Source organism: Kitasatospora sp. NPDC001527, assembly GCF_040298605.1.
In the GTDB taxonomy this organism is placed as follows: Bacteria; Actinomycetota; Actinomycetes; order Streptomycetales; family Streptomycetaceae; genus Kitasatospora.
In genome coordinates this window covers 180,446-202,476 of record NZ_JBEPAM010000004.1, presented here as the reverse complement: position 1 = coordinate 202,476, position 22,031 = coordinate 180,446, and the positions used below count along the sequence as shown (strand labels likewise).

General features: G+C 73.8%; 21 protein-coding genes. 11 read left to right on the top strand and 10 right to left on the bottom strand.

Features of this window, described 5'->3' with window-relative positions; translation table 11 throughout:
- Positions 1–48: 48 nt before the first annotated feature.
- From ABT238_RS06290 to ABT238_RS06265, 6 genes are all read right to left on the bottom strand, one after another.
- Positions 49–1,587, bottom strand: coding sequence for a M1 family metallopeptidase (locus tag ABT238_RS06290; protein ID WP_350565788.1), 1,539 nt, complete (start codon positions 1,585–1,587; stop codon positions 49–51).
- Positions 1,588–1,764: 177 nt separating this feature from the next.
- Positions 1,765–2,637, bottom strand: a complete 873-nt coding sequence (locus ABT238_RS06285; protein ID WP_350565786.1) for a sulfurtransferase — start codon at positions 2,635–2,637, stop codon at positions 1,765–1,767.
- Positions 2,638–2,742: 105 nt separating this feature from the next.
- Complete coding sequence (locus ABT238_RS06280) at positions 2,743–3,819, bottom strand: class I SAM-dependent methyltransferase (protein WP_350755712.1); 1,077 nt, start codon at positions 3,817–3,819, stop codon at positions 2,743–2,745.
- A gap of 85 nt (positions 3,820–3,904) precedes the next feature.
- Positions 3,905–5,578, bottom strand: a complete 1,674-nt coding sequence (locus ABT238_RS06275; protein WP_350565783.1) for a beta-N-acetylhexosaminidase — start codon at positions 5,576–5,578, stop codon at positions 3,905–3,907.
- A gap of 133 nt (positions 5,579–5,711) precedes the next feature.
- Positions 5,712–6,038, bottom strand: coding sequence for a hypothetical protein (locus tag ABT238_RS06270; protein WP_350565781.1), 327 nt, complete (start codon positions 6,036–6,038; stop codon positions 5,712–5,714).
- 200 nt (positions 6,039–6,238) lie between these two features.
- Positions 6,239–7,195, bottom strand: coding sequence for a polysaccharide deacetylase family protein (locus ABT238_RS06265; protein ID WP_350755710.1), 957 nt, complete (start codon positions 7,193–7,195; stop codon positions 6,239–6,241).
- A gap of 174 nt (positions 7,196–7,369) precedes the next feature.
- Here ABT238_RS06265 and ABT238_RS06260 point away from each other — a divergent pair, with 174 nt between their 5' ends.
- A complete protein-coding gene (locus ABT238_RS06260) occupies positions 7,370–8,224 on the top strand; it encodes an SAM-dependent methyltransferase (RefSeq protein ID WP_350565777.1) in 855 nt (284 codons plus the stop codon).
- A gap of 96 nt (positions 8,225–8,320) precedes the next feature.
- Here ABT238_RS06260 and ABT238_RS06255 read toward each other — a convergent pair whose 3' ends face one another.
- Positions 8,321–9,190: an Fpg/Nei family DNA glycosylase gene (locus ABT238_RS06255; protein ID WP_350755708.1), complete on the bottom strand. Its 870-nt coding sequence runs from the start codon at positions 9,188–9,190 to the stop codon at positions 8,321–8,323.
- 143 nt (positions 9,191–9,333) lie between these two features.
- Here ABT238_RS06255 and ABT238_RS06250 point away from each other — a divergent pair, with 143 nt between their 5' ends.
- The 5 genes from ABT238_RS06250 (at position 9,334) to ABT238_RS06230 (ending at position 12,766) form a co-directional block, all read left to right on the top strand.
- Positions 9,334–9,831, top strand: coding sequence for an SRPBCC family protein (locus ABT238_RS06250; protein ID WP_350565773.1), 498 nt, complete (start codon positions 9,334–9,336; stop codon positions 9,829–9,831).
- Between the two features lie 87 nt (positions 9,832–9,918).
- On the top strand, positions 9,919–10,581 hold the full coding sequence (locus tag ABT238_RS06245) for a hypothetical protein (RefSeq protein ID WP_350565771.1): 663 nt from the start codon (positions 9,919–9,921) through the stop codon (positions 10,579–10,581).
- A gap of 102 nt (positions 10,582–10,683) precedes the next feature.
- On the top strand, positions 10,684–11,502 hold the full coding sequence (locus ABT238_RS06240) for a DsbA family protein (protein ID WP_350755706.1): 819 nt from the start codon (positions 10,684–10,686) through the stop codon (positions 11,500–11,502).
- Positions 11,499–12,113: a vitamin K epoxide reductase family protein gene (locus tag ABT238_RS06235; protein ID WP_350755704.1), complete on the top strand. Its 615-nt coding sequence runs from the start codon at positions 11,499–11,501 to the stop codon at positions 12,111–12,113. The genes ABT238_RS06240 and ABT238_RS06235 overlap by 4 nt, the downstream gene beginning before the upstream one ends.
- A gap of 71 nt (positions 12,114–12,184) precedes the next feature.
- Complete coding sequence (locus ABT238_RS06230) at positions 12,185–12,766, top strand: dihydrofolate reductase family protein (RefSeq protein ID WP_350755702.1); 582 nt, start codon at positions 12,185–12,187, stop codon at positions 12,764–12,766.
- Here ABT238_RS06230 and ABT238_RS06225 read toward each other — a convergent pair.
- The 3 genes from ABT238_RS06225 to ABT238_RS06215 are packed head-to-tail and all read right to left on the bottom strand — an operon-like array spanning position 12,730 to position 15,724.
- Positions 12,730–13,740, bottom strand: a complete 1,011-nt coding sequence (locus ABT238_RS06225; RefSeq protein ID WP_350755700.1) for an adenosine deaminase — start codon at positions 13,738–13,740, stop codon at positions 12,730–12,732. The genes ABT238_RS06230 and ABT238_RS06225 overlap by 37 nt on opposite strands.
- 44 nt (positions 13,741–13,784) lie before the next feature.
- The gene (locus tag ABT238_RS06220; protein ID WP_350755698.1) at positions 13,785–15,065 is read right to left on the bottom strand and encodes an MFS transporter; all 1,281 of its coding nucleotides are present in this window, start codon (positions 15,063–15,065) and stop codon (positions 13,785–13,787) included.
- Complete coding sequence (locus tag ABT238_RS06215) at positions 15,062–15,724, bottom strand: ArsR/SmtB family transcription factor (protein WP_350755696.1); 663 nt, start codon at positions 15,722–15,724, stop codon at positions 15,062–15,064. Before ABT238_RS06215 ends, ABT238_RS06220 begins: the two co-directional genes overlap by 4 nt.
- A gap of 157 nt (positions 15,725–15,881) precedes the next feature.
- Here ABT238_RS06215 and ABT238_RS06210 point away from each other — a divergent pair, with 157 nt between their 5' ends.
- The 5 genes from ABT238_RS06210 (at position 15,882) to ABT238_RS06190 (ending at position 22,018) form a co-directional block, all read left to right on the top strand.
- Complete coding sequence (locus ABT238_RS06210; RefSeq protein ID WP_350565759.1) at positions 15,882–16,163, top strand: DUF6158 family protein; 282 nt, start codon at positions 15,882–15,884, stop codon at positions 16,161–16,163.
- A 126-nt stretch (positions 16,164–16,289) separates the two neighbouring features.
- Entirely contained in the window at positions 16,290–17,693 is a 1,404-nt protein-coding gene (locus ABT238_RS06205) for an NADP-dependent succinic semialdehyde dehydrogenase (RefSeq protein WP_350755694.1), read from the top strand.
- Positions 17,694–18,035: 342 nt separating this feature from the next.
- On the top strand, positions 18,036–18,491 hold the full coding sequence (locus ABT238_RS06200) for an RICIN domain-containing protein (protein ID WP_350565755.1): 456 nt from the start codon (positions 18,036–18,038) through the stop codon (positions 18,489–18,491).
- Between the two features lie 322 nt (positions 18,492–18,813).
- Positions 18,814–20,232, top strand: a complete 1,419-nt coding sequence (locus tag ABT238_RS06195; RefSeq protein ID WP_350565753.1) for a DUF2079 domain-containing protein — start codon at positions 18,814–18,816, stop codon at positions 20,230–20,232.
- A 97-nt stretch (positions 20,233–20,329) separates the two neighbouring features.
- Positions 20,330–22,018, top strand: a complete 1,689-nt coding sequence (locus ABT238_RS06190; protein WP_350755692.1) for a DUF2079 domain-containing protein — start codon at positions 20,330–20,332, stop codon at positions 22,016–22,018.
- Positions 22,019–22,031: the final 13 nt, after the last annotated feature.

Below are 22,031 nucleotides of genomic sequence, written 5' to 3'. Positions count from 1 at the left end.
GCTCACGTACGGACGGCCGGGCCCCGGCGCTTCGGTACTGATCGACCGTCAGTGCTGGTGCTCGTGCACCGTGTTGGTCTCCTGGATCTTCTTCCAGGACTTCGGCTCCGGCCGCTTGCCCGCCGTGGCGTCCGGCGCCGCCGTGCCCGGCGCCAGGCTCGCCGCCGCCGCGATCGGGGTCCCGATGCCGTCCGTCCCCGCCGGCGGCTTGCCCACGGTGAACAGCCAGGTGTTGAAGAGCGTGCCCAGCGGCCGGCCGGAGACCCGCTCGGCGTACGCCTGGAACTGCTGGACGGTGGCGTTGCCGAACTTGTGCTCGGTCGCCCAGCCCTTGAGGATCCGGTAGAAGGTGTCGTCGCCGACGGTGTTGCGCAGCGCCTGGAGGGTGATCGCGCCCCGGTCGTAGACGGCGCCGGCGAACAGGTGGTCCGCGCCCGGGTCGCCCGGCCTGACCGACCAGAACGGGTCGTCGGCCGGGTAGTAGTCGTAGAAGAAGTCGGCCAGTTCCTGGGCGGTGCCCTCGTCCTCGTGCTCGGACCAGAGCCACTGCGCGTAGCGGGCGAAGCCCTCGTTGAGCCAGATGTCGCTCCAGCGCTGCACGGAGACGCTGTCGCCGTACCACTGGTGGGCCAGCTCGTGCACCACGACGGAGGTGTTGGCGCCGCGGGCGAACTGGGCGGGGCTGTAGAAGATCTGGCCCTGGGTCTCCAGCGCGTACCCGGTGGGCACATTGGGCACGTAGCCGCCGACCGAGTCGAAGGGGTAGGCGCCGAAGACGGTGCTCAGCCAGTCGGTCAGCTCGCCGGTGCGCTCGACGCTGGCCCGCGCGGCGCCGGCGTTGACGCCGAGGTTCGGGCTGTAGGCGGTGATGACGGGCAGCCCGCCGGGGGTGGTGTCCTGGCGGACGTCGAACTTGCCGATCGCCAGCGTGGCCAGGTAGGTGGCCTGCGGCTTGCTCTGCCGGTAGTTGTAGCGGGTCCAGCCGGGCCGCTGGCTGGTGGTCCGGGTGCCGTTGCTGATCACCTCGGTGCCGTTGGGCACCAGCACCGAGACGTCGAAGGTGGCCTTGTCGGTGGGGTGGTCGTTGCTCGGGTACCACCAGGCGGCACCCTCGGGCTCGTTGGCGGCCACGCCGCCGTCGTCGGTGCGGATCCAGGCGGAGTAGCCGCCGCGCTCGACCTCGCCGGGCTTGTCGGCGTAGCGGACGACGACGGTGACCGGGCTGCCCTTGGCGATGGTCCGGGCCGGGGTGACCACCAGCTCCTGCTCGCCGGAGGTGGTGAAGGTGGCGGCGCGCCCGTTGACCAGGATCTCCTTGACCTGGAGCACGAAGTCCAGGTTGAAGCGGGTGAGGTCCTGGGTGGCGGTGGCCAGGATGGTGGTGGTGCCCTCCAGCTCATCGGTGGCGGGCTGGTACTTCAGCCGGATGTCGTAGTGCGAGACGTCGTAGCCGCCGTTGCCGGCGTATGGGTAGTAGGGGTCTCCGATGCCCGCGGCGCCGGGGCCGGCCTGGGCGGCGGAGGCGGGGACGGACAGGAGCAGGGCGAGCGCGCCGGCAGCGGCAGAGACGATCAGCCTCTTGCGCACGGAGGTCCTCCACAGGATTGCTGGGACAACGGGTCGGATCGATCCTTGTCCCAACAGTTCCTGCCCTACGCCTGAACTATGAGATGTTCATAAGAAGATACAGGGTTGACATCGCGCTGCCGCCGACCGGTGACGGCACGTCATGAACTTCCGACCTGCCGTCATACACCGTATGGGCTAGGCCCCCAGGGCCACCGGCGCCCGCACCAGCGAGCCGTACTCGGTCCAGGAGCCGTCGTAGTTCTTGACGTGCGGGTACCCGAGCAGCTCGGTCAGCGCGAACCAGGTGTGCGCCGAGCGCTCCCCGATCCGGCAGTAGGCGATCACCTCGCGCTCCGGCTCGACGCCCTGCCCGCCGTACAGCTCCCGCAGCTCCCGCGCCGAACGGAAGGTGCCGTCCTCGTTGGCCGCCCGCGACCAGGGGATGTTGACCGCACCGGGAATGTGGCCGGGCACCTGCGCCTGCTCCTGGGGCAGGTGCGGCGGGGCCAGCGCCTCGCCCCGGTACTCGGCCGGCGAGCGGACGTCCACCAGCACCGCGTCCGACCCCGGCTTGGCGAACACCTCCGCCCTGGCCAGCACCTCGTCCCGCAGCGCCCGCACCTCGGGGTGCTCGGGCCCGGTCAGCCGGTAGGGGCTGTGCTGGTAGTCCATGACCTCCTCGGTCAGCTCGCGCCCCTCCAGCTCCCACTTCTTGCGCCCGCCGTCCAGCAGCCGCACCGGGCCGAAGCCGCGCAGCCTCAGCAGCCAGAAGGCGTAGGCGGCGAACCAGTTGTCGTTGCCGCCGTACAGCACCACGGTGGTGTCGTCCTCGACCCCGGCGGCGCGCAGCAGGTGCTCGACGCCCGCCCGGTCGGCGTAGTCGCGGCCGACCCTGCTGTGCAGGTCGGTGGTCCAGTCCCAGCCGACCGCGCCGGGCAGGTGACCGCGGGCGTAGGCTCCGGTGTCCTCGTCCACCTCGACGACCCGGAGCGTGCCGTCGTCCAGGTGCTGGGCCAGCCACTCCGTGCCGACCAGCGCCTCGGGGTGTGCGTAGCCGTTGCCGGACATCGCCGCCCTCCCTTCACACGGGGACCCTTCGAACCTACGTCCGCGCCCCCGCCCCCGGCCACCCGGGCCGGGGGAGCCGCCCGCCCCGGGAGGACGCCCTGTGCGCTACGCCGCCACCGGCAGCCGGGCCACGTAGTACTGGTTGAGCGGATCGCCCTCGATCCGCTCGACCCGCACCGAGCCGAAGCCCGCCTCGGCCAGCATCCGGCGGGCGGTCTGCTCGCCCCAGACGGTGCCGAGCCCGGCGCCGCCCTCGCCCAGCGAGACCGTCATGCAGTAGAAGGTCGAGAAGGTGTACAGCGCCGGGGCGAGCGGGTGGCCGATGTTCTCCTCCAGCAGGCTGCTGGCCGCGATGTCGCCCATCAGGAAGACGCCGTCGGGCCGCAGCACGGCCGCGACGGCCTGCAGCGTGCGGCCCGGCCGGGCCAGGTCGTGGATCACGTCGAAGGCGGTGACCAGGTCGTAGGAGCCGGTCAGATCGGCCGAGTCGGCGAGGTCGAAGCGCGCGTTGTCCAGGCCGTGCGCGGCGGCCTCCGCCTTGGCCGCTCCGATGCCCTGCTCGGAGATGTCCACGCCGGTGAACCGGCTGGCCGGGAAGGCCTTGGCCAGCACGTTGACGGCGTGGCCCTGGCCGGTGCCGAGGTCGACGGCGTCGATGCCCGCGCGCAGCCGCTCGGTGAGCCCCGGCACCAGCGGCACGACGACGTCCACCAGCACCCGGTCGTACACGGCGGCGGTCTCCTCGCCCTGCAGCGCCTGGAACCGCGGGTAGGCGGAGTACGGCACCCCGCCGCCCTTGCGGAACACCTCGACGATCCGCTCCTCGACCTCGCCCATCAGGGCCAGGTACTGCATCATCCCGGCCAGGTTGTCGGGCCCGGCGGCCCGGGTCAGTGACGCCGCGTGCTCGGGCGGCAGCCGGTAGGTGCGCTGCCCGGGCTCGTACTCGACGAACCCGCCGACCACCATGGCGCCGAGCCACTCGCGGACGTAGCGCTCGTCCAGTCCGGCGGCGCGGGCGACCTCCTCGCTGGTCGATGGAGCGAGGCAGGCCATGGTGTCGAAGAGGCCGGTCCGGTGGCCGACGGAGGCCATGAATCCCAGGCAGGCGTCGTTGAGCACCTGCACCACACGACCCGCGAACTCCTCCTGCTTCGCCGGGTCCGGTTCCCGTTCGGACATCGTTCCTCCTGCGCCGTCTCGGGACCTGCGCGAACCCTCCCCTCGTCACGCTACGCCGCCGCCGGACGATCCCCCACCCCGAGGTTCACGGGGCGGGCCAGGGCACCTCGGACCGCTTCTCGTAGCGGTAACCGGCCGCCTCCCAGCGCGCGCCCTCCTCGGCGAGGCGGCTCTTGAACCGCTCCCAGGAGTGGCTCTCCTTCGACGACCAGCCCAGTTCGGCGAGCGCGGGCAGCCGGGGCAGCAGCATCAGGTCCAGCTGTTCCGGGGTGTCCAGGGTCTCGGTCCACAGCGGCGCCTCGACGCCGAGCACGGAGCCGGCGGGCAGCGGCAGCAGGGTGTCCGGGTCCCAGGAGTAGGCGGTCCGGACGTCGATGGTGCCGGCCCAGACCAGCCCGAGCGGGTAGCCGGACTCGTACTTCATGTCGAGGTACGTGCGGCCGGACGGCGACATGATCACCTTGGCGCCGCGCTCGGCGGCCTCCTTCAGCTCGGCGTCGCGCCCGCCCCGGCCGTCCCAGAACTGGAGCAGCCCGACCCCGCCCGCCGCGGTCTGGTTCCACCCGACCGCGGTCTTCCCGGCGGCGAGCACCTGGGCGTCCACCCGCCGCACGAAGTCGGCGTACTCGGCCGGGGGGATCTTCTTCACCTCGTCGCCGCCGATGTGCAGGTACGGCCCGGGGGTCAGCCGGGCCAGCTCGGTGATCACCTCCTGGGTGAAGGCGAAGACGGCGTCACCGGTGGGGCAGAGCGTGGAGAAGCCGACCTCGATCCCGGTGTACGGCCAGGGGCGGGCGCTCCTCGTGCAGTCCAGCTCCGGGTAGGAGGCGAGGATCGCGTTGCTGTGGCCGGGCAGGTCGATCTCGGGGACGACGGTCAGGTACCGCTCCTGGGCGTAGCGGACGATCTCCTGGTAGTCGGCCGCGGTGTAGAACCCGCCGGGGGTGCCGCCGACCTCGCTGACCGCGCCGACCCCGGTCAGCGCGGGCCGCGACGGGACGGCGATCCGCCAGCCCTGGTCGTCGCTCAGGTGCAGGTGCAGGTGGTTGACCTTGTACAGGCCGAGGCGGTCGATGAACCCCTTGACCTCGGCGGGGGTGAAGAAGTGGCGGGCGACGTCGAGCATCGCGCCCCGGTAGCCGTAGCGCGGACGGTCCTCGACGGTGACCGGCGCGACCGTCCACTCCGGGCCGCCGGCGACCGGGCGCGGGCTCTCGATCTGCGGCGGCAGCAGCTGGCGGAGGGTCTGGGTGCCGCGGTAGAGGCCCTCCGGGGTCCGGGCGGTGATCCGCACCCCGGTGGCGTCGGCGGTCAGCCGGTACCCCTCGGTGCCGGTCGCCTCGGGGAGCCCGGGATCGAGCAGCAGGCTGATCCCCTCGCCGCCCGCCGCACCGGCGTCGTCGGCCAGCGGGAGCGGCAGTCCGGTCGGACGGCGCAGCGCCTCGGCGAGCTGCCCGGCGATCCGCCGCACCTCCCCGGCCTGCCGTTCGACGGCCTCGGTCCCGGGGACGGTCCGGACGGCGGTGCGCTCGGTGAGCCGGTAGCCGGGGCCGGAGCCGGCGGCGACCGAGAGCGGCACCGGGACGATCCGGTCCGCGGTGCGCGGGCCGGCGGGTACGGCGGGCGCCCGCTCCGGGCCGGTGTCCTCGCCGCCGGCCACCTGCCGCACCCCGAAGCCGACCGCGGCGAGCAGCAGGACGACGGCGAGGACGAGTGTTCTGCGGGCCCGGGCGGGGAGCCCGGCTGTTCGGATCGGCACGGCTGCTCCCGGTGTCGTCAGGCGCTCCGCCGGCCGCTGTTCACGGCCGGTTCACCGGAATGGTCTCAACCAATCACCGCGATGTCCCGTGCTTCGTCCGAACTCGGACCCGCTTGACGCGTTCGGGAGCGGCTCAGGAGAAGACCACCGAGCGGACCAGCAGCCGGTCGCCGGCCCGCCCGCCCGGCCGCAGCACGAAGTACGTGTCGCCCGCGCAGCCGGAGTCGAGGAAGGCGGTGGCGGTCGAGCGGGTCTGGTTCGACGGCGCGTACGCCGGCTCGTCCTCGCCGGCCTCCGGCAGGTCGATGCAGGTTCCGCTCCGCGGGTCGACCAGCGCGCCCGCGAAGTCCGCGCCGTACTTGTAGCGGAATTCGCCGTCGGCGGCGTTGGCGGAGACCGGGACGGCGAGGACGAGCGCGATCGCACTGGTGACGGCGAGCACGGCGTTGCGCAGACGCATGGCGGGTGGCCCTTTCAGGCGGTACGCGGAGGTACCTGGGGAATTGGTGCGAGATCACCCTAGAGGCCCAAAAAGCAGGGAAACGATTCTGCTAATCCATCCTTTCGGGGGGTTTAAGCGCGTTTCCCGCGACTTCTGCATTCACCCGTTTGCTTGTCCTCCGCTGCTCGCACGCCCTCGGCCCCGCTGCGCCGACCGGCTCAGCCGGGCGGGGCGGTGAAGCGGTAGCCGGAGTCGATCAGCACCGGCAGGTAGGTCTTCAGCGCCGCCACCGTCTGCGAGCGGTCCCCGCCGCCGTCGTGGTTGAGCACGATCGCCCCGGGGCGGACGTCCTTGAGGATCCGGTCGGTGATCACGCCCGTCCCGGGGCGGGCCCAGTCCCGGGGGTCGACCGACCAGGCCATCGGCCGCATGCCCAGTTCCGCGCTCACCCGCAGGGCGGTCGAGGACCAGTCGCCGCCGGGCGCCCGGAACCAGGTCGGCACCTTGCCGGTGGCCCGGTGCAGCAGGTCGGAGGTGCGTTCCAGCTCGTCGCGGACCTTGCCCTCGGACAGACTCCGCAGGTCGGGGTGGGTCCAGGTGTGGTTGGCGATGTGGTGGCCGCGGGCGGCGATCTCGCGGACCAGGTCGGGGTGCTCGACGGCGTTCTCGCCGATCAGGAAGAAGGTGGCCCGGATGCCGTACCGCTCCAGCAGCGTCAGCACGGTCGGGGTGTGCCGGGGGTCGGGGCCGTCGTCGATGGTCAGCGCGACCACCTGCCGCGCGGCGTCCAGCTCGTACACCGGCTTGGCCTCGGCGGCCGACAGCGCCCGCGCGGGCGTCGGCGCGGCCGGGGCGGGGGCCGAGGGGGCGGGCGCCGCCGAGGCGGTCGCGGCGGCGGGGCTCGCGGCGGCGGTGGACGCCGGAGCGGCGGAGGCCGGAGCGGCAGAGGGGGCCGGCGGCGCGGTCGGGGTCTCGGACGGAACGACGGCCGGAACGGCGGACGGGCTCGGGCTGTCGGCCGGAGAGCCCGGCGCCGCCTCCGACCTCGGGTACCCGCCCAGCCCGGCGGTCTCCAGCATCTCCGAGGCCCGGCCGCAGCCGGCCAGCCCGAGCAGCGACATCCCCGCCGCGACCAGCAGCAACCTTCGCGAAGTAATCTGACGATCAGACAGCATTCTGCATCTCTCCCCCGTTCACCGTCCGGCCTCCCAGCGGCAACTCCGACGGGCTCGATCACCACCCCAACGGCGCATGTCACGGCCGGTTCGCCCACCCCCTGACCGGACTCCCGTCGGTACCGCTACTCTGACCTCTCCCAGTGTGATGATCTGTCTTCAGAGGACGTGGCCATGACGAGAAGTCAGGATTTCGCCGACCGCTCCGACAGCGACGACGCCGAACTGAGCCAGTGGGAGAAGTACGGGGTGGACACCAGCACCCCGCACTCCGCCCGGGTGTACGACTACTGGCTGGGCGGCAAGACCAATTTCCCGCCCGACCGCGCGATGGGCCAGGCCATCGAGAAGGCCGTGCCCACCATGAAGGCGCAGGCCAAGGAGAACCGCGCCTTCCAGGGCCGCGCCGTGCGCCACCTCGCCGAGCGCTACGGCATCCGCCAGTTCCTCGACCTCGGCACCGGCATCCCCACCTCGCCGAACACCCACGAGATCGCCTCGGCGGCGAGCGAGGGCACCCGGGTCGTCTACGTCGACAACGACCCGATCGTGCTGGCCCACGCCCGCGCGCTGATGGTCTCCACCCCGGCCAGCCGCACCACCTACATCCACGCCGACCTAGGCAAGCCCGCCGAGCTGCTGGCCGACCCGGCCCTCAACTCGACGCTGGACCTCTCCCAGCCGGTCGGCCTGCTGATGATCGCCGTGCTGATGCTGATCGCCGACGAGGACGACCCGTGGGGCAAGGTCGCCGCGCTGCGCGACGCGCTCCCCGCCGGCAGCTACCTGGCGCTCACCCACCCGACCCAGGACTTCAACGAGGCCGCCGTCGCCCAGGTGACCGCCTCCGCCCGCGCCGCCGGGATGACCCTGGTGCCGCGCAGCAAGGAGGACGTCACCCGGTTCTTCGACGGCTGGGAGCTGGTCGAGCCCGGCGTCGCCCCGGTGATGGCCTGGCACCCGGAGGGCGAGCGGCCCGAGGACCCGTACGCCGCGTACTACTGGGGCGGCGTCGCCCGAAAGATCTGAGCCACTGCCGGCCGTCCCCGGGCCGCCACCGGCCCCGCCCACTGCCACCACCGGGCGGGGCCGGCCCGCGGGCCGGGCACTCCGGGTGGACCGGTCTCACTTCAGCAACCGGGACATCCGCCGGTCCGCGAGCGGCCTGCCCCCGGTCTGGCAGGTCGGGCAGTACTGCAGCGAGGAGTCCGCGAAGGACACCTCCCGCACGGTGTCCCCGCAGACCGGACACGGCTGCCCGGTCCGCCCGTGCACCCGCAGGCCCAGCTTCTTCTCCGCCTTCAGCTCCCCCGCGGCCAGCCCGCGCGAGCGCTCCACCGCCTCGCGCAGCGTCGTGCCGAGCGCCTCGAACAGCCGTTCCGTCTCCTCCGGCGACAGGTCGGCCGCCAGCTTGTACGGGGACATCCGCGCCGCGTGCAGCACTTCGTCCGAGTAGGCGTTGCCGACACCCGCGAGCACGCTCTGGTCCCGCAGCACGCCCTTGATCCGGCGCCGCTCGCCGCTCAGCAGGGCCCGGAAGCGCTCCAGGTCGAAGCCGGGATCCAGCGGGTCCGGGCCGAGCCGGGCCACCCCCGGGACCTCCGCCGCCTCCCGCACCACGTACACCGCGAGCCCCTTCCTGGTGCCCGCCTCGGTGAGGTCGAAGCCGTCCGCCCCCGGGCCCGCCAGCCGCACCCGCAGCGCCAGCGGGTTGCGCGCGCTCGGCCGCGGCGGCAGCGCGGGCAGGTCCTCCTTCCAGCGCAGCCACCCCGCCCGGGCCAGGTGGACCACCAGGTGCAGGCCACCGGCCTCGATGTCGAGGAACTTGCCGCGCCGCACCACCGGGCCGACGGTCAGACCGGCCAGCGCGGTCACCGGCGGGTCGTAGGTCTTGAGGGCGCTGATCGCCACCGGCTGGACCTCGGCGATCACCCGCCCGGTCAGCCGTTGCGACAGGTAGGCGGTCAGGGCCTCGACCTCGGGCAGCTCCGGCATGCGCCCAGTCTCGCCCAGCCACCCGCTCCCCGCCCGCCCCCGCGCCCGCGCCGTCCCCCCGTTCGCCGCCTTTGCCGTCCGGCGCGCCCCGGCGCAGGCTGGAGGGGTGGCCCGCGCGCCAGCCGAGGAGGTCCGGCTCCGTCATGAGCACGCTCGAGGAACAGATCGACGTCGAGGCCCCGGTGCTCGCCGCCTGGGAACAGCTGCACCGGGTCCACGAGTACCCGCGCTTCGTCGACGGCGTGCGCAGCGCCCAGCCGCACGGCCGCAACCTCGCCCACCTCGAAGTGGAGATCGCCGGCACCGAGTGGGACGTCGAGACCGAGATCACCGACCGGGGGCGCGGCCGGGTGATGACCTGGCGCACCCTGGACGGCCCGCCGCTGCACGGCGCCTTCGCGCTGCGCCCGCTCGACCGCGCGCACACCCGGGTGCAGATCCGGGTCGAGTACGACCCGCGGGCGGTGCACGAGGTGTTCGGCGGGCCGCGCGGCTTCGCGCTCGCCGGGGCCGTCGAACGCGCCGTGCGGAGCGACCTTGAGCACTTCCGGGAACTGGTCGAGGCCCGGGTGACGGCGGCGGCCGAGCCGCCGGCGCCGGTCGTCCGGGCCCCCGGGGTCGTGGACGTAAACGGGCTGTAAGCGCAGCTCAGAGGCGGTGGTGAGGATCTTCACAGCAGTCCGCGGGCCGCGTCGCACGGCCTGCCACCTGTGGCACACTCGGGACCCATGAGCACGGCCCCGCTCCCCAGGACGCTGCGCGCGGCGATCTTCGCCGCGCTGCTCGTGCTGCTCGCGGGCCTCGGCCAGGTGCTCGTCACCGGCCGTCCGCTGCCGCTCGGCACGCTGGCCGTGGCCGGCGCCGCCGTCTTCGCGGTGGCCTTCGCCCTGGCCGGCCGCGAGCGCGGCTTCCGGGCCGTCGCGGCGGTGTTCCTTCCGCTGGAACTGGGCCTGAGCGCCCTGTTCGACCTCGCCCAGTCGACCTGCCCCTCGCTGCCGCCCGGCACCGCGCGCGGCCTCGAACCGCTGCTCTGCGGCGGCGGCTCGCTCGGCGGGCTGCTGCTCGGCCACGGCCTCTCCCGGCCGGCCGGGCTGGTGGTGCTGCTGCTCCTGCACGGCGCGCTGGCCCTGGCCGCCGCCGCCTGGCTGCGCAGCGCCGACGCCGCGCTGTGCGGCCTGGCCCGTTCGGTGCGGATCCTCGGCGACTTCGCCCAGCGCTTCGCCGCCGCGGCCGGCCGCCGGCTGGTGCTGCTGCTCACCGCCCCGCTGCCGGCCCGCCCGGTGGTCCGGGTGCCGTTCCCGCGCGCCAGCCGCGTCCGGGTGCCCGCCGAGTCCGTGGTGCTGCGCCCCGCCGTCCGGCGCGGGCCGCCGGTGTTCGCGCCGGCCCGCTGAGCCGACCCGCGACCCCGCGCACCCGCGGGTCCACCGGTCCTCGGCCGGCCGTGCCGCCCCCGCGCCCGCACGCCGTTCCACGAGCACCAGGACGACTTCTCCATGAGCACCTCCCCCAAGAAGACCCCGAAGACCGCCGCCGACCGCAAGGCCGAGCGCCGGGCCGCCACCGAGCGGATGCGCGCGGAGCGCGAGCGCGCCGACCGGGCCGCCCGGATCCGCCGCCGGACCGTGGTCGGCGCCGCCTCCGCCGCCGTGCTCGCGCTCGTCGCGGGCGTGGCCTTCGCCGTCGGCGGCTCCTCCGGCTCCGGTGACGCCGGCGCCTCCGGCCCGCTGGTCGTGCCGGCCAACGCGGGCGGCGCGGACGGCACCGTGATCACCTACGGCAAGGCCGACGCCCCGCACACCCTGGAGGTCTACGAGGACTTCCGCTGCCCGTACTGCGAGCAGTTGGAGACCACCACCGGGTCGACCATGCAGCAGCTCGCCGACGCCGGCACGTACAAGATCGAGTACCACCTGGCGACCTTCCTCGACCAGGGCCTGGGCGGGAAGGGCTCGCGCACCGCGCTGGCCGCCGCCGGCGCGGCGCTGAACGAGGGCGTGGACAAGTTCAAGCAGTTCCACGACGTGCTCTACGCCCACCAGCCGGACGAGCGCGACGACGCCTTCGGTGACGTCAACCACCTGCTCGACCTGGCCGGCCAGGTGCCGGGCCTGAAGACCGACGGCTTCGTCAAGGCGGTCCAGGAGGGCACCTACCTGCCGTGGGCCAACCAGGTGAACAAGGCCTTCGACAAGAGCGGCGTCACCGGCACCCCGACGGTCCGGCTGAACGGCCAGAAGCTCGACGTCTTCGCGGGCGGCGCCCCCGTGCCGCCGGAGAAGTTCACCGCGATGGTCGCGCAGGTGACCGGATGACCGCCGCCGCCGAGCGCCGCACCTACGGCGCGAGCCGCCCGTTCGCCCTGCTGCTGGTGATCGGCGGCGCGCTGGGGCTGTTCGCCTCGGCGGTCCTCACGCTGGACAAGATCCGGCTGCTGAAGGACCCGTCCTACGTCCCGAACTGCAATATCAATCCGATCATCAGCTGCGGCTCGGTCATGCGCAGCGACCAGGCCGAGGCCTTCGGCTTCCCCAACTCGCTGATCGGCCTCGCCGGGTTCGCGGTGGTGATCACGATCGGCGCCGGGCTGCTGGCGGGCGCCGCCTACCGGCGCTGGTTCTGGCTGGGCCTGCAGGCCGGGACGGTGTTCGGGATCGGCTTCGTGACCTGGCTGATGTACCAGGCGCTGTACCGGATCGGGGCGCTCTGCCCGTACTGCATGGTGGTGTGGGCGGCGATGATCCCGCTGTTCTGGTACACCACGCTGCACAACCTGCGCTCGGGCGTCATCCCGGTGCCGCGCGGCCTGCGGCCGGTGGTGCGGGAGGCGGCGCGCTACCACTGGGTGGTTCCGGCGCTCTGGTACGCGGTGATCGTGCTGCTGATCCTCAAGCGGTTCTGGTACTACTGGTCCACGCTGATCTGAGCCCCCCGCTCGCCCCCGGAGCCGGACCGGCCCGGGGGCGGGCGGCTCCCGCGAACCCCTGCGAGGCCGTGATGCCGAGGATCGTCCTGTTCGTGTCCGTCTCGCTCGACGGCTGCTTCGAGGGGCCGGGGCGTGACATCTCCTGGTCCCGCGTCGACGACGAACTGCACAGCCACTTCAACGAGGAGCTGGCCCGGCTGGGCGGTTTCGTGTCCGGCCGGGTCACCCACGAGCTGATGGCCGACTACTGGCCGACCGCCGAACACGATCCGGCCGCCACCGCCCCGATGATCGAGTTCGCCCGGATCTGGCGGGAGATGCCGAAGACGGTCTTCTCCCGCACCCTGCGGCACGCCGAGTGGAACACCACCGTGCTGCCCGAGGTCACCCCGGCCGCCGTCGCGGCGCTCAAGGCGTCCGCGGCCGGCGACCTCTCGCTGAGCGGCGGCGAGCTGGCCGCCTCCTTCCGCGAGCTGGACCTGATCGACGAGTACCGCGTCTACGTCCACCCGGTCCTGCTCGGCCGGGGCCGGCGCATCTTCCCGCCCGACGCCGCCCCGGCCGACCTGGAGCTGCTGACCACCCGCGCCTTCGGCAGCGGCGTGGTCCTGCTGCACTACGCCCGGACGGCGGCCCGGGCCGCGAACGCGTAGGCGGCGACCTCGGCGAGCAGGGCGGCGCGCCGGTCCTCGTCGAGGAAGGAGGCGTGGAAGGAGTTGGCCGCCAGCAGCCGCAGGGTCTCGTCGTCCAGGCCGAGGGCCTCGGCGAGGGCGTCGAAGTTGTCCCCCGCGTAGCCGCCGAAGTAGGCCGGGTCGTCGGAGTTGACGGTGGCCAGCAGGCCGGCGTCGAGGATGGCGGGCAGGGGGTGGTCGGCGAGGGTGTCGACGCAGCGCAGCCGGACGTTGGAGAGCGGGCAGAGGGTGAGCGGGATCCGCTCCCGGACCAGCCGCTCGACCAGCGCCGGGTCCTCCAGGCAGCGCAGCCCGTGGTCGATCCGCTCCACCCCGAGCACGTCCAGCGCCTCGGTGATGTACGCGGCCGGGCCCTCCTCGCCGGCGTGGGCGACCCGGTGCAGGCCGGCCTCGGCGGCGCGCCGGTAGACCTCGCGGAACTTGGCCGGCGGGTGGCCGACCTCGGCGGAGTCCAGGCCGATGCCGGTGATCCGGCCGCCGAACCAGGGGCGGGCGGCCTCGAAGGTCTCCAGCGCGGACTCGGCGGACTCGTCGCGCAGGAAGCACATGATCAGCCGGGTGCTGATCCCGTGCCGCTCCTCGCTGCGGTCCAGCGCCCGCCCGAGGCCGTCCACCACGACGGCCAGCGGCACCCCGCGCGCGGTGTGCGCCTGCGGGTCGAAGAAGATCTCGGCGTGCCGCACGCCCTGCTCCGCCGCCCGGGCCAGGTAGGCCTCGGCGAGCTCGGCGAAGTCCTCCTCGGTCCGCAGCACGGCCATCAGCGCGTAGTACAGGTCGAGGAAGGACTGCAGGTCGGAGAAGGCGTAGGCACGCCGCAGCTCCTCGGTGTCCGCGTACGGCAGGGTGACGCCGTTGCGGGCGGCGAGCGCGAAGGCGAGCTCGGGCTCCAGGGTGCCTTCGATGTGCAGGTGCAGTTCGGCCTTGGGGAGGGGCATCGGTGCCTGTCCGGGGATCGCGGTATGGATACGAAGTGGTCATCCTACGATTCCGCGGTCCCCGACCACGCATCGGGCAGGTCGCGCACCCGCCGCAGCGGCGAGGCGATGAGCAGGGCGGCACTGGCCACCAGCAGCGAGACCATGATCCACATCGTCGGCCGCAGGCCGAGCCACTGTCCCAGGGCGCCGCCGGTCACCGCGCCGAGCGGGATGGTGGCCTGGCCGGCGGCCAGCGAGGTGGCCACCACCCGGCTGAGCAGCGCGGGCGGCACGTAGCGCTGCCGGAAGCCGGCGAGCACCACGTTGGCGAGCACCACGCCGCCCACCAGCACCGCCAGCCCGGCCGCGTACAGCAGCACCCCCGCGCCGGGCCGGGCGGACGGCAGCAGCAGGCCGAAGGGGGTGACGGCGAGCAGGACGAGCAGCACGCCGCGCGCCGTGCCGTGGCGCCGGGTGACCGGGCGGGCGATCGCCGCCCCGGCCACGCCGCCGAGCGCCCCGGCCGCGCCCAGCCAGCCGACCGCCGAGGGGGCCACACCGAGCCCGTCGATCAGGAAGAGCACCGCCACCGCCTGGTAGCCGGCCAGCGCCAGGTTGGCCACGGCCCCGTAGCGCAGCAGCGCGCCGAGGTACGGATCTCGGCGGACGAAGGTCAGCCCCTCGCGGACCTGGCGGCCGAGCGGGGCCGGATCGGGCTCCGGAGCCGCCGTCCGCCGCTCGCGGATCAGCAGCAGCGCGCCCGCCGCCACCAGGAAGCTCGCCGCGTCGACCAGCAGCCCGGCGGCGGCGCCGAAGGCCTGCACGGTGAGCCCCGCCACGCCCGGCCCGGCGACCTGGGCGGCCGAGGCGCCGCCCTGGAGCTTGGCGTTGCCCTCGGTGAGCCGCTCGGGCCGCAGCAGGTCCGGCAGACAGGCCTGGTGGGCGGTGCCGAGGAAGACCGCCGCGGTCCCCGCGAGCAGGGCGACCAGCAGCAACTGGGCGAGGGTCAGCACGCCGAACCACCCGGCCGCCGGGACGGAGGCGTACAGCGCCGCCGAGACGAGGTTGCCCCGGACCAGGACGGTGCGCCGGCGCCACCGCCCGACCCACACCCCGGCCGGCAGGCCGATCAGCAGCCAGGGCAGCCAGACGGCGGCGCTCAGCAGCCCGGTGGCGAGCGGCCCGGCGTCCAGCGCGACCACCGCGACCAGCGGCAGGGCGACGGCGGTGACGGCGGAGCCGAGGCGGCTGACCGTCTCGCCCGCCCAGAGCAGCCGGAAGTCGCGGTGGGCGAACAGGCCGGCGGGTAACCGGGGCGCGCCCCGCGGACCGGTGTCCGTCACGGCCGGGCCGGGACGCTGTGGGCGAAGGCGAACACGGACTCCCGGGCCCGACCGTCCTCGGGGACCGGCCGGGCGGCCCACCGGGCCAGCACCGAGACCAGCTCGCCGGCGAGCTCGCGGGCCTCCTCCGGGGTGAGCCGCAGCCAGGTCTCGGTGGCCACGGCGCAGCCCTCCCGCCAGGGCTCGGGGTAGTCGTCGCGGGCGGCGGACCAGCCGCGCACCAGGGCGGCCTGGCGCTCCAGCTGGAGCGAGCCGGCCGCGTCGGCGACGGCCTCGGCGGCCGGGTCGGCGGCGAAGTCGGCGCGCCGCCAGCGCGGGGTGCCGGCGGTCGGGCGCCACCAGCGCTCGCGCCGGTCGCGGGCCAGCTCCGGGGCCTCCTCGACGAGCTCGGCGCCGACCAGCACCTTGAGGTGGTGGCTGATGCTGCCGACGGCCTGGCCGGTGCGTTCGGCGAGCAGGCCGACGGTGGCGGGGCCGTCCACCGTGAGCAGGTCCAGCAGGCGGCGGCGCACGGGGTGGGTGAGGGCGGCCAGGACGCGGGAGTCGGCGATCTGCCGGACACCGCCCGCGGCGGGCCCGGCGGCGGGCTGCTGAGACGCGGTGGGCTCGGTGGCCTCGGTGGCCTCGGTGGGCTCGGTGGGCTCTGTCGGCTCGGTCATGCGGCGAGGATAACCACAAGAGCTCTTGTGCAACAGTCCTTGTACGCGAATTCTTGTCCATGGTGCGACCCACGGGCGGGTGTACCGGAGGGGCGGGCGGGGCACCGGGTACTCGGGGGGTTTCCTGTTCCCGGTTCCCGCCGAGGAGGGAGTGGACATGCGGCACCCCGACGCCCCGCACGCCAGGCCCGAGGGCATCTCCCCGCACGCCCTGGACAACGACACCCTGGTGCACGAGCTGGAACAGCTGCACCGGACCAGGCACGAGACCTTCCTGTACGGCTCCGAGGAGGCGCTCAAGCGCCACACCCTGCGGACCGGCCAGCTGGAGGCGGAGTACCTGCACCGCTTCCCCAACCGCCTGGTCACCGCCGGCCGGACCAGGGCCGGCGCCCGTGCCCGCGGGGCGGCGGCCCGCGCCGAGTCGCTGCCGGAGTAGTTCCACGGTCCGCGCACCACCGCCCGGCGGGACACGCCGGGCGGCGGTGGCGTGCCCGCGCGCGGGCGGTGGGCGAGGGTGGGAGGACCGACCCGTCCACTCCGCGCACCCCCTGGGAGGGCCCCGATGCCCATCGCAAGCGTGAACCCCGCGACCGGCGAGACCCTGGAGACCTTCGAACCGCTGGACCCGGCCGGCCTCGAACAGCGGCTGGCCCGCGCCGAGGCGGCCTTCCGGACGTACCGCACCACCTCCTTCGCCCAGCGCGCCGGCCTGCTGCGCCGCGCCGCCGACCTGCTCGACCAGGAGCGCGAGACCGTCGCCCGGACGATGACCGAGGAGATGGGCAAGCCGCTCACCGCCGCCCGCGCCGAGGCCGCCAAGTGCGCCAAGGCGATGCGCTGGTACGCCGAGAACGCCGAGGCGCTGCTGGCCGACGAGCACCCCGAGCCCGCCGACGTGGCCGACTCCGGCGCGGCCCGCGCGTACGTGCGCTACCGGCCGCTGGGCGTGGTCCTGGCGGTGATGCCGTGGAACTTCCCGTTCTGGCAGGTGGTGCGGTTCGCCGCGCCGGCGCTGATGGCCGGCAACGTCGGCCTGCTCAAGCACGCGTCCAACGTGCCGCGCACGGCGGTGGCGCTGGAGGAGCTGTTCCACCGGGCCGGCTTCCCGGAGGGCTGCTTCCAGACCCTGCTGATCGGCTCGGACGCGGTGGAGAAGGTGATCCGCGACCCCCGGGTGGCCGCCGTGACGCTCACCGGCAGCGAGCCGGCCGGGCGGGCGGTCGCGGCCACGGCGGCCGACGAGGTGAAGAAGGCGGTGCTGGAGCTGGGCGGCAGCGACCCGTTCGTCGTCCTGCCGAGCGCGGACCTGGACGCCGCCGTCGCCACCGCCGTCACGGCCCGGGCGCAGAACAACGGGCAGTCCTGCATCGCCGCCAAGCGGTTCATCGTGCACACCGACGTCTACGACCGGTTCACCGAGGCGTTCACCGGGGCGATGCGGGCGCTCAAGGTCGGCGATCCGATGGACGAGGCCACCCAGGTCGGCCCGCTGGCCAGCCGGCAGGGGCGGGACGACCTGGCCGAGCTGGTCGACGACGCGCGGGCGCGCGGGGCCCGGGTGGAGTGCGGCGGCCGTCGGCCGCAGGGCCTGGACGGGCCGGGCCTGGACGGCGGGTGGTTCTACGAGCCGACGGTGCTGAGCGGCATCACCCCGCAGATGCGGATCCACCACGAGGAGACCTTCGGCCCGGTCGCCACCGTCTACCGGGCGGCCGACCTGGACGAGGCGGTCGCCCTGGCCAACGACACCCCGTTCGGACTCAGCTCCAACGTCTGGACGGAGGACCCGGCCGAACAGGAGCGCTTCGTGCGGGACATCCAGGCGGGCGGGGTGTTCTTCAACGGCATGACGGCCTCGCACCCGGCCCTGCCGTTCGGCGGCGTCAAGCGCTCCGGTTTCGGCCGCGAGCTGTCCGGCCACGGCATCCGGGAGTTCTGCAACATCACCACCGTCTGGGTCGCCTAGCGGGCGCCCCCTGCGCGCCCCGGCCGGGGGCCGTGCGCCCCGGCCGGATCCGGCCAAGTTTCCGGACAGACGATTGTTCCGCTTTGCCCGATTCCCCCGGCGGCGGCGCGGCCGGCGGAAAGCCCCGCCTTTCACAACGCGCGGACACGCCCTCCACAAAAATCCCTTCGTTGACAAACTGGCGTGAATTATTCCGCTCATATGAATAAAATCTGAAACGCTTCATTGCGCATGGCCGAACGAGGCAGGTCCCGAACCGGGAAAACCCTTGCGGCGGCGCATTTCCGGATACGTTCTGGGACGACCGGCCGACGGGCCGGTCACCCACGGGAAGGAATCGCGATGAAGCCCCTGAAGCGCGCCGCCGCCCTCGTCGCCTCGTCGGCCGTGCTGGCCGGCGGCATGACCGTCCTGGCCGCCGGCCCGGCGAGCGCCGCCACCGAGATCACCCTCCAGAACGTCGCCACCAGCCGCTACCTCGACAGCAACGGCAACGGCAACGTCTACACCCTCCCCGGCAACGGCGGCTCCTACCAGCGCTGGTACGCCAACGACCTGGGCGGCTCCACCTTCACGCTGCAGAACAAGGCCACCGGCTTCTGCCTCGACTCCAACGGCAACGGCAACGTCTACGCCCTGAGCTGCAACGGCGGCAGCTACCAGAAGTGGGTCAAGCGGCGCGCCACCTACGGCTACACCTACCAGAACCTGGCCACCGGCCTGTACCTGGACAGCAACGCCAACGGGAACGTCTACACGCTGGGCGGCAACGGCGGCTCGTACCAGCAGTGGAAGTGACTGCCACTCAGTTCCGCAAATCGCCCTGACCGGCGCCGATGTGACGGTCAGACAGAAAACGGATGCCCTTCCCGGCGCCTCGATCGCCGGGGAGGGCATCCCCATGCTACGGTGCCCGACCTGGGGTCGACGCACCTCGGCGGCGTTCGCCCCTGGCCGAACTCGCCCGCCCCATCGAACAGCCGACCAGAATCGGCCGCACGACCACTCGCACCCGGAACGACGGGGATGTTCAGTGACAATTAGTACACTCACATCAGCACTCCATCGCAGGACGGAGGGTGACGAACAGTCGGCCACGTTATCCCCCGCCGACCGGCGGGTGCGGTTCATTCCCTGGGCGATCGCCCTCACGCTGTTCCTGGTTTACGCGTTCTTCACCGTCCGCCGCCACGATCTCCTGCTCACCAGCGGGTACGACCTCGGAATCTTCGAACAGGGCGTCCGCGGCTACGCCGAGGGCCGCGGCCCGATCGTCGAACTCAAGGGCCCCGGCTTCAACCTGCTGGGCGACCACTTCTCGCCCGTGCTCGCCGCCCTCGCCCCGTTCTACTGGCTCTGGCCCTCGGCGAAGACCCTGCTGCTGGCCCAGTCCGCCCTGGTGGCCCTCGCCGCCGTACCGATCTGCCGCTGGGCGCTGCGCGGCGCCGGGACGGCCACCGCGCTGGTCGCCGGCCTCGGCTACGGGCTCTCCTGGGGGCTCGCCTCGGCCCTCGGCTTCGACTTCCACGAGATCACCTTCGCGGTGCCGCTGATCGCCTTCTCGGTCACCGCGCTCGGCGAACGCCGCTGGACCGCCGCCGCCCTCTGGGCCGCGCCGCTGGTGCTGGTCAAGGAGGACCTCGGCATCACGGTGGCCGCCGTCGGGGCCTACGTCCTGTGGCGCGGCGACCGCCGGATCGGCGCGGCCACCGTGCTGTTCGGCATCGGCGCCTCGCTGCTCGAACTCCTGGTGCTGCTCCCGGCGATGAGCCCCGGGGGCAGCTTCGCGTACTGGGACAACCTGAGCGGCGGCTCGGGCGGCCGGAGCCTGCTCAGCCTGCCGCTCGACCTGGTCACCCCCGGCGAGAAGGTCACCACCGTCCTGCTGCTGCTCGCACCCACCCTGCTGCTGGCCGCCCGCTCGCCGCTGATGATCGTCGCACTGCCCACCCTCGGCTGGCGGCTGCTCTCCAACAACCCGGCCTACTGGGGCACGAACTACCACTACAGCGCTGTGCTGATGCCGATCGTCTTCGCCGCCTTCGTGCACGTCCTGGTGAAGTCCCGGGAGCGCGACGGCGTGCTGCCCCGGTGGCTCGCCCGGGCGGCGCTGCCGGCCAGCGCGGTGGTCACCCTCGCGCTGCTGCCCGGCTTCGCGTTCAGCCAGTTGTTCACCCTCGACCTGTGGCGCACCCCGGCCCGGGTCGAGGCCGCCCGGTCGGTGCTGGCCACCGTCCCGGACGACGCCCGGATCGCCGCCTCCAACCGGCTGGTGCCGCAGCTGACCAACCGCTGCGAGGTCATCGTCTTCGGCTGGCCGCAGCAGTGGTCCAGCGCCGAGTGGATCGTGGTCGACGAGGACCAGCCGATGGGCTGGCCGCTGTCTCCCGACAAGGAGCGGCAGGAGGTCGCCGTCGCCAAGCGCAGCGGCTACCTGGTGGTCCGCAGCGACCACGGCATCACGCTGCTGCGGCGCGGGCCCGGCGCCGCGGCCACGGCGGCCGAGGCGCCCGCGCCCGGCACGCCCGGGGCCGGCTGACCCGCCGGCCCGGGCCGGACGGATCTCCCGGGCCATCGCCCCGGGCCGTCCGCCCGCCTCCGAACCAGCCCCCGTCTCCGACCAGTTCAGGGATCCCGTGCCAGTCGAAACCGGGCTCAGCCCCGCCACCCGTCCGGACCGTCCGCTGCTGCCGCGCGCCAACCGCACGTCCACGCCCGGCAGCACCGGCCCGCTCACCGGACGCCGGACCGCCCTCCTGACCCTGCTCTGCTTCGCGGCGACCGCGGCCTGCGGACTGCAGCAGTGGTCGGCGGTCCTGCTCGGCGGCTTCGACCTCGGCATCTTCCACCAGGGCGTGGCCGGGTACGCCCATCTGGGCCTGCCGATCTCGCCGGTCAAGAGCTACCACCACGAGTTCCCGCCCGGCTTCTCACTGCTGGGCGACCACTTCTCGCCGGTCCTGGCCGCGCTCGCCCCGCTGTACTGGATCTGGGAGGACCCGCGCACGCTGATCCTCGGCCAGGCGCTGCTGCTCGCGGCCGGCGTCCCGCTGATCCGCCGGATCGCCGTGCACTGCTTCACCCGTCCGGCCGCCGGCGCCGCGGGCGACGCCCCGGCGGACGGCACCACCACGGTGCGCCGGGTCGCCGACCTGGCCGGTCTGGTCTACGGCCTCGGCTGGCCGCTGCTGGCCGCCGGGCGAGGCGGCTTCCACGAGGTCGCCTTCGCCGTCCCGCTCACCCTGCTGATGCTCGAACGCGGCCTCGCCCGCCGCTACGGCACCGCCGCCCTGGCCGCCGCCCTGCTCTGCGCCACCAAGGAGGACCTCGGCCTGCTGGTCGGCGTCTACGGCCTCGTCCTGCTCTGGCGCAGCCGCCCGCGCGGCGACCGGCAGGGCGAGCGGGCCGGGGACCGGCGCGGCCTCGCCTACGGCGCCGGCCTGCTGATCGGCGGCCCGCTGGCCGCCGCGCTCGCCATCGTCTGGCTGATCCCCGCGATGGGCGGGCAGCCGGACTACTACTGGGTCTACGGCCCGATCGGCCCGGACGCCGGGACGGCGCTGGGCAACCTGCTGAGCGACCCGCTGCTGCTCGTCCGGGTCGCCACCAACGCCACCGTCAAGCCGCTGCTGGTGCTCTGGCTGTTCGGCACCTTCCTGCTGCTGCCGCTGCGCTCCGCGACCACGCTCTGCCTGCTGCCGCTGCTCGCCGAGCGGGTGCTGTCCGACAACCCCAACCACTGGTCGATCGCCCACCACTACGACGCCTTCCTCTGGCCGGTGCTGCTCACCGCCGCCCTGGAGGTGCTCGGCGGCCTGTACGCCCGGGGCGGGACCCGCCGGCACGCCGCCCTCGGCCTGGGCGCGGCGGTGGTGGCGGGCTCGCTGGTGTGCAGCCTGGTGCTCGGCGGGATCAGCGTGCTCACCCCGGCCTTCTGGCGCCCCTCGGCGAGCAACGCCGCGCTGGTCCGGGGCGCCGAGCAGATCCCGGACGGCGCGCTGGTGGAGGCCGACAACCAGGTGGTGCCCCGGCTGGTCGGCCGTACCGACGTCGTCCTGGTGGACGCCACCCCGCGCGGGCGTGACTACGTCCTGATCCGCTCCGACACCCGGACCTTCCCGTTCCAGACGGTGGCCGAGCAGGCCGAGCGGATCGACCTGCTGCTCGCCCACGGCTACCGGCAGGTCTGGGCCGAGCACGGGGTGGTGCTGCTGCGCCGCGAGAGCGACGAACCGGTGCCCGGCGCGCGCGTCCCCGGCGACGACAGCACCCCGGTGAAGGAGATCGTCCCCTCGGACGTCGGCCACAACCTGTTCAAGGGCTGAGGGGACGCACGGG

Bases quoted from the DNA above. Each gene is read 5' to 3' on its own strand.
- ABT238_RS06250 (WP_350565773.1), top strand. From the start codon at position 9,334: ATGAGCACGCTCGAGGAACAGATCGACGTCGAGGCCCCGGTGCTCGCC.
- ABT238_RS06205 (WP_350755694.1), top strand. From the start codon at position 16,290: ATGCCCATCGCAAGCGTGAACCCCGCGACCGGCGAGACCCTGGAGACC.
- ABT238_RS06270 (WP_350565781.1), bottom strand. From the start codon at position 6,038: ATGCGTCTGCGCAACGCCGTGCTCGCCGTCACCAGTGCGATCGCGCTC.
- ABT238_RS06225 (WP_350755700.1), bottom strand. From the start codon at position 13,740: ATGCCCCTCCCCAAGGCCGAACTGCACCTGCACATCGAAGGCACCCTG.
- ABT238_RS06235 (WP_350755704.1), top strand. From the start codon at position 11,499: ATGACCGCCGCCGCCGAGCGCCGCACCTACGGCGCGAGCCGCCCGTTC.
- ABT238_RS06285 (WP_350565786.1), bottom strand. From the start codon at position 2,637: ATGTCCGGCAACGGCTACGCACACCCCGAGGCGCTGGTCGGCACGGAG.
- ABT238_RS06240 (WP_350755706.1), top strand. From the start codon at position 10,684: ATGAGCACCTCCCCCAAGAAGACCCCGAAGACCGCCGCCGACCGCAAG.
- ABT238_RS06260 (WP_350565777.1), top strand. From the start codon at position 7,370: ATGACGAGAAGTCAGGATTTCGCCGACCGCTCCGACAGCGACGACGCC.
- ABT238_RS06210 (WP_350565759.1), top strand. From the start codon at position 15,882: ATGCGGCACCCCGACGCCCCGCACGCCAGGCCCGAGGGCATCTCCCCG.
- ABT238_RS06215 (WP_350755696.1), bottom strand. From the start codon at position 15,724: ATGACCGAGCCGACAGAGCCCACCGAGCCCACCGAGGCCACCGAGGCC.
- ABT238_RS06230 (WP_350755702.1), top strand. From the start codon at position 12,185: ATGCCGAGGATCGTCCTGTTCGTGTCCGTCTCGCTCGACGGCTGCTTC.
- ABT238_RS06280 (WP_350755712.1), bottom strand. From the start codon at position 3,819: ATGTCCGAACGGGAACCGGACCCGGCGAAGCAGGAGGAGTTCGCGGGT.
- ABT238_RS06265 (WP_350755710.1), bottom strand. From the start codon at position 7,195: ATGCTGTCTGATCGTCAGATTACTTCGCGAAGGTTGCTGCTGGTCGCG.
- ABT238_RS06245 (WP_350565771.1), top strand. From the start codon at position 9,919: ATGAGCACGGCCCCGCTCCCCAGGACGCTGCGCGCGGCGATCTTCGCC.
- ABT238_RS06255 (WP_350755708.1), bottom strand. From the start codon at position 9,190: ATGCCGGAGCTGCCCGAGGTCGAGGCCCTGACCGCCTACCTGTCGCAA.
- ABT238_RS06200 (WP_350565755.1), top strand. From the start codon at position 18,036: ATGAAGCCCCTGAAGCGCGCCGCCGCCCTCGTCGCCTCGTCGGCCGTG.